The 10,947-nt window shown below is 40.2% G+C and carries 10 protein-coding genes; all 10 read left to right on the plus strand.

Going from position 1 to position 10,947, the window contains the following annotated elements:
- Positions 1-217 precede the first annotated feature (217 nt).
- The 10 genes from L1D50_RS17625 to L1D50_RS17670 all read left to right on the plus strand — a co-directional run bounded on the left by L1D50_RS17625 (position 218) and on the right by L1D50_RS17670 (position 10,925).
- On the plus strand, positions 218-1,189 hold the full coding sequence (locus L1D50_RS17625; RefSeq protein ID WP_128727904.1) for a flagellin: 972 nt from the start codon (positions 218-220) through the stop codon (positions 1,187-1,189).
- A gap of 677 nt (positions 1,190-1,866) precedes the next feature.
- Positions 1,867-2,841 (plus strand): flagellin, encoded by a 975-nt coding sequence (locus L1D50_RS17630; RefSeq protein ID WP_128727903.1) that lies wholly within the window; start codon positions 1,867-1,869, stop codon positions 2,839-2,841.
- 154 nt (positions 2,842-2,995) lie between these two features.
- Positions 2,996-3,967: a flagellin gene (locus L1D50_RS17635; RefSeq protein ID WP_128727902.1), complete on the plus strand. Its 972-nt coding sequence runs from the start codon at positions 2,996-2,998 to the stop codon at positions 3,965-3,967.
- 78 nt (positions 3,968-4,045) lie between these two features.
- Positions 4,046-4,453 carry a flagellar protein FlaG gene (locus L1D50_RS17640; protein ID WP_128727901.1) on the plus strand — a complete coding sequence of 136 codons (408 nt, stop codon included), beginning with the start codon at positions 4,046-4,048 and terminating at the stop codon, positions 4,451-4,453.
- A gap of 20 nt (positions 4,454-4,473) precedes the next feature.
- On the plus strand, positions 4,474-5,898 hold the full coding sequence (gene fliD / locus L1D50_RS17645; RefSeq protein WP_128727900.1) for a flagellar filament capping protein FliD: 1,425 nt from the start codon (positions 4,474-4,476) through the stop codon (positions 5,896-5,898).
- 15 nt (positions 5,899-5,913) lie between these two features.
- The gene (gene fliS / locus L1D50_RS17650; RefSeq protein WP_128727899.1) at positions 5,914-6,342 is read left to right on the plus strand and encodes a flagellar export chaperone FliS; all 429 of its coding nucleotides are present in this window, start codon (positions 5,914-5,916) and stop codon (positions 6,340-6,342) included.
- Positions 6,335-6,631, plus strand: coding sequence for a hypothetical protein (locus L1D50_RS17655; protein ID WP_138521931.1), 297 nt, complete (start codon positions 6,335-6,337; stop codon positions 6,629-6,631). The genes fliS and L1D50_RS17655 overlap by 8 nt, the downstream gene beginning before the upstream one ends.
- Positions 6,632-6,635: 4 nt before the next feature.
- The gene (locus L1D50_RS17660; protein WP_128727897.1) at positions 6,636-8,714 is read left to right on the plus strand and encodes a 6-hydroxymethylpterin diphosphokinase MptE-like protein; all 2,079 of its coding nucleotides are present in this window, start codon (positions 6,636-6,638) and stop codon (positions 8,712-8,714) included.
- 347 nt (positions 8,715-9,061) lie between these two features.
- Complete coding sequence (locus tag L1D50_RS17665) at positions 9,062-10,369, plus strand: aminotransferase class III-fold pyridoxal phosphate-dependent enzyme (protein ID WP_128727896.1); 1,308 nt, start codon at positions 9,062-9,064, stop codon at positions 10,367-10,369.
- Positions 10,370-10,421: 52 nt separating this feature from the next.
- Complete coding sequence (locus tag L1D50_RS17670; RefSeq protein ID WP_239966506.1) at positions 10,422-10,925, plus strand: GNAT family N-acetyltransferase; 504 nt, start codon at positions 10,422-10,424, stop codon at positions 10,923-10,925.
- Positions 10,926-10,947: the final 22 nt, after the last annotated feature.

Here is a 10,947-nt window from a genome sequence, read left to right on the forward strand (position 1 = left end):
GTATAAGCTCATAGCCATAACTTTCTGTCGATTGTTCCACATTAATCAAAAAGTCACTATTAATCAGGTTTTTATGTTTTTTTTAAAAAAAACACTAAAGGAAAATTTTTGCCGACCGATAACTTAAATAACCAAGCCGGAGAGTGAAAAACATTCAAAGGTTGGAAAGTTTCTAAGTTTGAGAGTGAAAGACTCGATTTAAAGTGGGAGAACCATCATGGCACTTTATGTAAATACTAACGTAAGTTCATTGAACGCACAAAGACAATTAATGAATTCTGGTAACGCACTAGATACCTCATTTAAGCGTCTATCTTCAGGCTTTCGTATCAACAGCGCTGCTGATGATGCTGCAGGCCTACAAATTTCAGACCGTTTGACTTCACAAATCAATGGTCTTAACCAAGGTAACCGTAACGCGAATGACGGTATCTCTCTTGCACAAACTGCAGAGGGGGCGATGGACGAAGTAACTTCAATGTTCCAACGCATGCGTACCCTAGCTCAACAAGCTTCAAACGGCTCGAATACTGATGAAGACAGATTGGCGATTCAAGAAGAAATCCGCTCTTTAGCATCAGAAGTTAACCGTGTAGCAAAAGATACAACTTTTGGTGGACAAAACTTACTAGATGGTTCATACGAGGCTAACTTCCAAGTCGGTGCAGATGCTGTACAGACAATTGGTTTCAGTATGAAAAGCGTCGGTTCGTCTGCGAATGGGTCCAACTCTTTGACAGCAAATGGTGGCTTCACAATGTCTGGTATCGCGGGTATCGCTTCCGCAGTAACTGGCAAAACAATGTCAACCCTTGCTGCTGGTATTAGTAACGTTGGCACCGGTGTTACAGAAGCGACAGCTGGTTTCACCAACATGGCAGCTACCATCATCAGTGTATCGTCACAGGAAAATGCACAACAAGTGTTAGCTGCGATGGATTCAATGATTGCAGTAGTTGATAAAAAACGAGCTGAGCTTGGTGCGGTACAAAACCGGTTCCAATCAACTATTCGTAACCAATCGAATATTCAGGAAAACTTATCAGCTGCAAAATCTCGAGTGAAAGATACTGACTTTGCTCAAGAAACAGCAAGCTTGACTAAAATGCAGATTCTACAGCAGGCAAGCCAAACAATCTTAAGTCAGGCTAACCAACGTCCTCAAGCTGCATTAAGTCTACTAGGATAATGTAACTAGGATGGTAAAAGGTGCCTAAGCCAGATGGGGTATTTGCTTAGGCACCGAATTGGATGATAAAGCGGAGGAGCTAAAAAATCCAATAGCGTTCATTAAATCAATGAACACGTTAATTAAAGCACATACCATGCCAAGTTTGTGTTAGAAAAATGACACTCACTCTCAAACTTACTAAAGAGGGGCTAGCCAGCCCCTCTTTTACCATATATTAACTTCCTTTAGTTCCAACTATACAGAGCGTTATATCTGTTTTCGTGTCGCTAAATCAATGTGTGAGTACTAGATGCCCGATGCTCAGATTATTTAATCAGCTACTTCAATGCCTAGGCTATTTTATTTAAGATTTATTGGTAAGCATCGCTCACACGGTATATGAGTACCGCTCAAATAAGCACAGTAAATTGACGCTACGATGGTATCTATATCAAAATCCCAAAAGAGAAAAATATAAAGTCCATATTTATCATGGTGTTAAATTGATTTCTTTAGCTGCATTTATAACGTTTTGTCTTTTTGGCCTGTAACTTGCTTCAAACCCAGTAGAGTTAATTTTGGCGTCAAAGTGGCAATTGGTTGCCTTAGTAAAAAGAAAACCTGAAACATGCATGCCGCTTTGTCATTTAACTATCTATCAATTAGATATTGATTTGGCAAAAAGAGAGTGAGTTATGGCTTTATATGTAAATACCAATGTCAGTGCAATTAATGCACAAAGACAATTGACTAATTCAGGTAATGAACTAGATACTTCATTCAAGCGTCTATCTTCTGGTCTGCGGATAAACAGCGCTGCTGATGATGCTGCAGGTTTACAGATATCCGACCGATTAAATTCACAGATCATGGGGCTTGAACAAGGTAACCGTAATGCGAATGACGGTATTTCTCTTGCTCAAACAGCTGAAGGTGCGATGGACGAAATCACCTCTATGTTTCAGCGAATTAGGACGCTCGCGCAACAGGCAGCCAACGGCTCTAATACTGATGAAGACCGTTTGGCGATCCAAGAAGAGATTCGTCAGCTATCAGCTGAAGTAAATCGTGTCGCGACTGACACGACATTCGGTGGTCAAAACTTGCTTGATGGAACCTACTCTGCAAATTTCCAAGTAGGTGCTGATGCTGTTCAAACTATTGGCTTTAGTATGAAAGAGGTCGGGTCTACAGCTAATGGTGATAACTCCATGACTACCAACGGTGGTTTTACTATGTCTGGAATAGCAGGGATTGCGTCTGCGGTTTCAGGTAAAGGGATGTCAGTGTTGGCTGCTGGCATTAGTAATATTGGCACCGGAGTAACAGAAACGACTGCCGGTTTTACTAACATGGCTGCAACTGTGATTAGTGTTTCATCGCAAGAAAATGCACAACAAGTGCTCGCAGCGATGGACGCAATGATAGCTGTAGTGGATAAAAAACGTGCAGAGCTGGGTGCTGTTCAAAACCGCTTTCAGTCGACTATTCGAAATCAATCGAACGTATCTGAAAATCTAAACTCAGCTAAATCGCGAGTAAAAGACGCGGACTTTGCTTTAGAAACAGCAAAGTTAACGAAGAATCAAATTTTACAACAAGCTAGCCAAACTATATTAGGTCAAGCAAATCAACGGCCTCAAGCAGCTTTAAGTCTACTACAAGGCTAATGAGTTAAATTTTTCTAAAAAAAAACTAAAGCTTCCTCTTTTATAGTCGATAGAAGAGTTAGAGAACTATCAATCTAGTACTCTAACTTCTTCAATACTGCAGGGTAGGGGTATCCCGCAGCGTTGAAATATGTATTATAAAGCGGAGGCTATTATGGCTATTTACGTTAATACCAATGTCAGTTCATTGAATGCACAAAGACAATTGATGAACTCAGGTAGTGCGCTTGATACTTCTTTTAAAAGATTGTCATCAGGCTTTAGAATAAACAGTGCAAAAGATGATGCTGCAGGTATGCAGATCTCGAACCGTCTAACAGGACAAATTAATGGATTAAACCAAGGTATTCGAAATGCGAATGATGGTATTTCTCTTGCGCAAACCGCAGAGGGTGCTTTGGATGAGACGACACAAATGTTTCAGCGTATTCGTACGTTAGCGCAACAAGCATCAAATGGTTCGAATACAGACGAAGACCGATTGGCACTGCAAGAAGAAATTCGCTCGTTGGCATCGGAAGTTAACCGTGTTGCTAAAGACACAACCTTTGGTGGTCAAAATCTACTTGACGGCACCTATGATTCAAATTTCCAAGTTGGCTCTGATGCCGTTCAGACTATAAGCTTTAGTATGAAAGACATTGGCTCGTCATCGAATGGTTCTAACTCTTTGACAGCAAATGGTGGCTTCACAATGTCTGGTATCGCGGGTGTCGCTTCCGCAGTAACTGGCAAAACAATGTCAACATTGGCTGCTGGTATCAGTAATGTTGGTACTGGTGTTACGGAGGCTACCGCTGGTTTCACCAACATGGCTGCCACAGTAATTAGTGTATCTTCGCAAGAAAATGCACAGGAAGTACTGGCTGCAATGGATACCATGATTGCGGTAGTTGATAAAAAACGTGCTGAGCTTGGTGCGGTACAAAACCGATTCCAGTCAACTATTCGTAACCAGTCAAATATCCAAGAAAACTTATCAGCAGCTCAATCTCGAGTTAGAGATACCGATTTTGCTCAAGAAACTGCCAACCTGACTAAGATGCAGATTTTACAACAAGCAAGTAGCTCTATTTTGAGTCAAGCTAATCAGCGTCCACAGGTAGCACTATCGTTACTTGGGTAATATTCTGAGAAAAGCGTCAAGTTTGGGAATGTTCGCGAACTTGACGTATACTCTTTATAGGCTTTACAGGAGGTCTAGATGAGTGATGTTCAAATTTCTCAAGGGCTAAACTATTCGGTTGATAGTCAACTGAATAAGCAACCAAAACAAGAATTAAACAATGAAGGTGGTATTGCTCCAGATAGAGCAAAACCTGAAGATTCACCTGAGCATAATGGTAAAGGTGCTAGCAGTAATGAACAGTTAATATCAGAAGTTAAAGACAATTTAGCAAGATTAAACGATGTTATTCCCGTTACGGCTACGAACTTACAGTTTCAACTTGATGAAGAGGGTGATCCTCCGGTTGTTCTTGTTTTAGATAAGTCTAGCAATGAAGTAATTAGGGAAATTCCTTCAAAAGAGTTTAGGGAAGTAGCTAAGGCTTTGGAAGAGTTTGCCGATAAACTTACAAAGCGTGGCGTGTTATTTGATAAAACCGCCTGATATAGATTTGGAGGTAGATTATGCCACTTATTACATCTGCGGGTGTTGGCTCAGGGCTTGACTTAGAGTCAATCATAAAAGCTTCTGTGGATGCGGAAAACGTACCCAAGATGCAAAGGTTTGCTGCAAAGCAAGAATCACTGAAAGTTGAATTGTCTTCTGTCGGTGAGGTTAAATCTGCCATTTCAAAACTTAAAGACACAATTGAAAAACTAGCGGACATCGATAACTTTGGCAAGCGAATCGCTAATATTCGTCAACCGGATGGTGCTGAAATAATTAGCGTAACACCAACGTCAGATATTTCTACAGGTAATTTTAAGATTGCCGTAGAACAGTTGGCGCAAGGAAGCAGAGCCGTTTCTGCTGATGGTGCTTTTGCTTCAGCCGACACTGTTGTTAGTGCAAGTGGTGGTACTTTGTCTTTCTCAGCAGGTGCGGATAAATCATTTGATTTAGAAGTGACAGCTGGAATGACTCTGGCTGAGTTAAGAGATGCTATTAATGCATCAGATACTAATTTCGGTATCACTGCTAATATTATTAACACTGGCGATCCCGATGTAGGCTCCAAACTTGTTTTCACGTCAAATGTCAGTGGCGATGGAAACGACCTCGTGATTACAAGTGATACTGCTGAGCTTGATGCTATTGAGACATATGACGAGACAACAAACCCTTCTGGAGGCATGGTCATTGCCGATGCGGACAAAGCTCAAGATGCAATCATAACGGTAGATGGCCTTACAGTTAACAGCGATACAAACACATTTAAAGATGCTGTCCAAGATATGACGATAAGGGCACTCGAGGTTAGCCCTGAGGATACATCTGGTACAAAATTAACAGCTAAGTTGGACGTAGATTATGACAGAGAATCTGTCACTAAGCTCGTCGATGAGTTGATTACAAATTACAATAACCTCGTTGGAATGATTGGCTTGCAAACTCGAGCAGGAAAGCCTCTAAATGGCGATGCTTCGATGAGAGCATTGAGTGATCAGCTAGTTTCTACTCTGGGGTCTACGTTGACTGATGCTGGGCCATTTGAGTCGGTGTTTGACATGGGCCTTGGCGTTAATAAAGAAGGTTATTTAGAAAAGTCATCACTAGTTCGAAGCTTAAACGAAGCAATGGATGATAATTACGATGATATTGGTACAGCATTTGCAGGGGAAAATGGTGTAGCCAAAAAATTAGAAGAATTGCTCGGAAATTACGTTGATTCAGGTGGGCTTATGAAACAACGTGAGACTAGTTTGAATGCTCAACTTGACGATTTAGAGGACGATGTCATAAATCACCAGGAGCGTATGAAGTCATTTGAAGCTGGCTTACGTCAAAAATATGCAGGGCTTGATGTACTTATCGCGCAAATGCAGCAAACTCAATCTTATTTGGGGGCTCAGCTTTCTAATCTGCCAGGCTTTACCAAATCCAAGTAATAGAGAGGATTGAACATGTATAATGCAAAAGTTAAGAATTACCAGAGAGAAGCACTTAAAACTCGAGTGGCAGGTGCAGATCGTTATGAAATAATCCAGATGTTGATGGCTGGTGCTATTGAAAAAATGGTATTGGCAAAAGTAGCTATTGATAAAAGAAATCTAGAAGCCAAATCTGAGCATATTTCAAGAGCATCAGCAATTATTGAAGCATTACGCGAATGCTTAGACTTTGATGTTGGTGGTGAAGTGACAGAAAACTTATATGCCTTATACAGTTATATGATGGATAGGCTATTAGATGCATCAGTACAAAATGATTCAGCCATCGTAGATGAAGTGTCTAACCTGTTGAAAGAAATTAAATCAGCTTGGGATGCTATCCCTGTGGATGTCCGGATTAAAACACTGAATAATGCTTCTCCAGACGCTAGTCATGGATAATCAGCATCAAGACGAACTTGGGGAATTGTTGTGTTTGATTTTTGAACACCTTCAAAGAGGTGAGATGGAACTCGCTGAAACAGAAACCAAGAAATTTTGTTTATGTATTCAAAAACGGTCAGATTTGATAGAAGATGTTGAAGAGAAAAGGGTCTACCTAGAAGAGTCAATCGCAATGTTGAACGAAGTGATTGAACGTATGAATCAAGAAAAAAGAAGTACCCGAGAGCAGTTGCTGAAGATTCAGCGAAAACAATCCTCAATCAAGAAATATAACGAGTTCAAATAATATCATGGATCCAATTAAGTCCCAGTTAGAGACTCTTGAAGTAAAGTTAAAAGCCGTGGAAGAACAAGCGGTTAGAGAAGAGTTGTTTATAGAAGCTGCCAATTTAAAGTTTGAAAGAAACCTCAAAGCCTTCAAATTACATTTCCCAGAAATTTACGAAAAATACTTAACCTACGAGCCAAACTCGCTGTTTAACTTATTTGTTAACCCTAACGGCAGCGCCAATATTATTGATTATAAAACTGGCGTACCTATGTATAGCGAGGATCCAGTTTCACAAATTCAAAAGCAGACACAGAAAAATATCGAAAACCCAATTCTTGGACGTTTAGACCACTCCGGTGTTGCATTTGTCGAAAATGGTGATATTGAATTTCTTCATGTTGAATTGATGCGAAAATTAGGGGAAATCTTCGTTGAGACGAAATCGAACTTAGCACCATTTAAAAAGCTAGGTAGTGCAGTTCCTAACAAGATGATTTTTGGTATTGGGCTTGGCTATCACCTTGAAGACGTCATCGATGCTTGTAAAGCTGGTTACGTAAATATTTTTGAACCGAATGAAGACTACTTTTTTGCTAGTTTGTTTGTTTCCGATTGGGTTTCTATTCTTGAAAAAATTGAGGCTCAAGGCGCTTACCTTTATCTAGGTGTAGGGGTGACGGAACATGAAATTTACGAAAAGGTTTATTCACGCTCAAGGGAAATAAGCGTAGCTAGTGTCTGTCACTCTTGGTTTTATCAGCATTATCCATCAGTTGAAGTAAATAAATGGATCGCGGAATTTAAAAAGAATTATCACCAGTTCTTCGCGGGGTTTGGTTTCTTCGATGATGCTATGATCGGGATAGCTAACTCATTGGGGAATGTCAAAAACAACTGCAACTTCATGTTTTCTGCCAATGAACAGCAAGATAAAGCGCTATTGCATGATATACCAGCTGTAGTGGTTGCAAACGGTCCTTCATTAGACGCCAATATTGAACCGCTAAAACGGATCCAAGATAAAGTCATTATATTCGCGTGTAACTCAGCGACCACAGCACTAATAAAGCATGGGATTACTCCCGATTTTCACGTTGCACTGGAACGAACTAAATCAACCTATTATTTCCTCAAGCAGCATATACCCGAATCGATGCGCAAAGACTTAAACTTGCTTGTTACTAATGTGATGCATCCAGATGTGGCTGGTCTATTTGGATGGGCGGGAATGGCGCTTAAGCCTGGTGAATCAGGTACACAAATGTTACAACTATCTCACTACAGGAATGAGAATAAAGTGCTTCGGAGCCTTTCATTTTCAAACCCCCTTGTGGGTAATACTGCGCTGAGTTACGCATGTCACCTTGGGTTTAAAGAAATATATCTGTTTGGTGTGGATAATGGCTACATAGACCCTGACCACCACCATAGTAAGGCAAGCTTTTATTACAGTGAAGAAGGTGAGACTGTCATTGAGCCAACCAAAATAGGTGGGCAAGTCAGGATCCCTGGAAACTTTTGCGAAACAGTACTTTCTGATGAGTTTATGTATGTTGGCAACTGCCAAATGGAAAGGATTCTAGAGTCATTTCTTAAAGACAATGTAAACTGTTATAACTGTAGTAATGGAGCAAAGATTAAGCACTCTATACCACTTGAGAGTAAAGATATTTTGTTGCCTGAAAGGGGAATTGATAAACATCAAGTTGTGGAGCATATCAAAACTAATCTTTTCGCAGCTAATGCTGACATTGAATCTATGGAAAAGCTACTTTGCGAAGAAGAGTTTGAACAGCTGTGCGGCACAATGGTGGAGCTTTTGGAAGAAGAGTTTGATAGTCGAGAATCTGCGCAAGAAGTTTTATTGAAAAGTCTCAGGTATTTGTACTCATTTAGAAACTCTGCAGATCATTTAGGCTTGTATCAGTTGCTAGAAGGCGAGGCTCTTTATACGTCCTCAATATTAATTTCAATTCTTCATAACTTTGGTGATGATTACGAAGTGGTTCCGTATTTTAGAAAAGCGTTAAAATCTTGGGCTGACTTTCTTAAGCAGTGTCCTGAATACTACCGTCAAAGAAATAGACTTTGTCAATAAAAGTCGATACATAAAAGAGTGACAAGATTTTGTCGCGGCTCCGAAGTTAATGAGTAGACGCTTCGGAGCTAGCTTAAACCAGAAATAATAAGCGTTTGATATGACTTATTGCTTCCTACATTTCTCCTCATTTTCGTTTAAAATTAGCTGTTTATTGAAAATTCCCTTACACTTTACTGAAATCTGATTCTTGAGTTAAAACTGTCAGGTAAACTACCCTTGATTTCCTTAGGGGAGTTGTTTACTGGAGATTAAATATGACTCAAGCCAAATTTAAGGGTTAGTTACCATCTAATTGGTACTAACTTTGCTTCATCAGTGAAGTTGAAAATGTTAGTTGAGAAATCATGACGAATAAAAATACTGAAATGCAAGCAAAAGCGAAGCAACTGATCCCTGGTCTTTCACAATTGTTGTCAAAGCGACCTGACATGTTTAATCAAAGTGTGTGGCCTAGTTACTTCAGCAAAGCGAAAGGTTGTTATGTTTGGGACCTCAATGAGCAACGATATCTTGATATGTCGATATCTGGCATAGGGGCAAACATTTTAGGGTATGCTGAGCCTGCCGTCGATCAGGCTGTAATTGAAACAATTAATAATGGGGTTAGTTCTAGCTTAAACTGTCCAGAAGAGGTCATGCTGGCAGAGAAGTTAATAGAGCTGCATCCTTGGTCAGATCAAGCCCGGTTCGCAAGGTGTGGTGGAGAGGCAATGACAATTGCAGTAAGAATTGCCCGCGCCGCGACAGGAAAAGATAAAATTGCATTTTGTGGTTACCATGGCTGGCATGACTGGTACTTGGCGGCAAATGTGTCCTCGAAAGAAAACCTAGATGAGCATTTAATTGCGGGTCTATCTCCAGCGGGGGTTCCAAAGGCGTTGGCTGGCACTGCAATACCATTTTCATATAATGACATTGACTCTCTAAAAGAGGTTGTCGAGCAACATGGCCCTGAGCTGGCCGCTATTGTTATGGAGCCAATGCGTAATATTGCACCTAATTCAGAGTATTGGAGTTTCGTTGGAAAAATAGCCAAAACACTGGGTATCCCATTAATAATTGATGAAATATCGATGGGTTTCAGAATTAATTGTGGAGGGTCTCATTTACTGCTTGGTATAGAACCTGATATTGCCGTGTTTTCTAAAGCATTAGCGAATGGTTATGCGATGGCCGCAATAATCGGAAAAGAGAAGTGGATGGATGCTGCACAATCAAGTTTCATCTCCAGTACTATGTGGACGGAGCGAGTGGGTCCAACCGCAGCACTAGCAACTATACGTTATTATGAAGCAAATAACGTGCATGATCATCTTCAAAAAATTGGTGCACTGGTTAAAGCCGGTTGGCAGTCTCTTGCTGAAAAACATGGTTTGAGTATTCATATTTCTGGTATTGATGCCCTGTGTCATTTTTCTTTCGAGCATAATAACCCACTGCAGCTAAAGGCGTATTTTATAGAGCAGATGATAAACCAAGGAGTGTTAGCTACAAATATGTTCTATGCAATGTATGCACATAAAGAACTACACGTAGATGAATATCTATCTGCAGTAGACAATGCTTTTAAAGCAGTAAAGGTCGCTCTGTATGATCCTGAAATGTTGAAAGAGGTTACTCCGACAACTGCTGGTTTTAAAAGGTTAAATTAATATCAACAACTTTTTGAATACTGATATTTGATATTAGACGGGAAAGTACAAAATGACGATTGTTTCCGAGCGTTTCAAAATGAGAGGGTTAACTCCGTCCGACGCAACCGCTGATTATCTTTCATGGTTAAATAGTGATGTCAGTCAGTTTATTTTAAACCGACAACAAACGACCGACGATTTAGTGGCATATATCAATACACAAAATAATACGCCAGATACTTATTTGTATGGAATTTTTACAAAGGAAGCTGAGCAGCATATTGGCAACGTGAAGTTTATTCTTTCAGAATATTCTGGCGGAACTTCGGCTGAAATGGGGATCTTGATTGGCGATAAAAATTGGCATGGCAAGGGAGTTGCGAAAGAGGTGATTTTTGCTTTTATCACAATAGCAAAAGACAAATACAACCTTAAGAGAGTGTTTTTGGGCGTTGATAAGTCTAATGTCCCGGCTGTGAAAGCGTACATTAAAATGGGTTTCAAGACTTTGGAGCCTGATCAGCTCGATGATGAAAGTCTCTCTGGGGTTAAAATGGAATTGGTATTAAATTAGTTATTGGTTTGGCCGATAACAA

The sequence above is a fragment of the Pseudoalteromonas sp. Isolate6 genome (genome assembly GCF_022398435.1).
Taxonomy (GTDB): Bacteria; Pseudomonadota; Gammaproteobacteria; order Enterobacterales; family Alteromonadaceae; genus Pseudoalteromonas; species Pseudoalteromonas galatheae.

What these genes read in the sequence shown, in the direction of transcription:
- L1D50_RS17670 (WP_239966506.1), top strand. Translation starts at nt 10,422, where the DNA reads ATGACGATTGTTTCCGAGCGTTTCAAAATGAGAGGGTTAACTCCGTCC.
- L1D50_RS17635 (WP_128727902.1), top strand. Translation starts at nt 2,996, where the DNA reads ATGGCTATTTACGTTAATACCAATGTCAGTTCATTGAATGCACAAAGA.
- L1D50_RS17630 (WP_128727903.1), top strand. Translation starts at nt 1,867, where the DNA reads ATGGCTTTATATGTAAATACCAATGTCAGTGCAATTAATGCACAAAGA.
- fliD (WP_128727900.1), top strand. Translation starts at nt 4,474, where the DNA reads ATGCCACTTATTACATCTGCGGGTGTTGGCTCAGGGCTTGACTTAGAG.
- L1D50_RS17655 (WP_138521931.1), top strand. Translation starts at nt 6,335, where the DNA reads ATGGATAATCAGCATCAAGACGAACTTGGGGAATTGTTGTGTTTGATT.
- L1D50_RS17640 (WP_128727901.1), top strand. Translation starts at nt 4,046, where the DNA reads ATGAGTGATGTTCAAATTTCTCAAGGGCTAAACTATTCGGTTGATAGT.
- L1D50_RS17660 (WP_128727897.1), top strand. Translation starts at nt 6,636, where the DNA reads ATGGATCCAATTAAGTCCCAGTTAGAGACTCTTGAAGTAAAGTTAAAA.
- fliS (WP_128727899.1), top strand. Translation starts at nt 5,914, where the DNA reads ATGTATAATGCAAAAGTTAAGAATTACCAGAGAGAAGCACTTAAAACT.
- L1D50_RS17665 (WP_128727896.1), top strand. Translation starts at nt 9,062, where the DNA reads ATGACGAATAAAAATACTGAAATGCAAGCAAAAGCGAAGCAACTGATC.
- L1D50_RS17625 (WP_128727904.1), top strand. Translation starts at nt 218, where the DNA reads ATGGCACTTTATGTAAATACTAACGTAAGTTCATTGAACGCACAAAGA.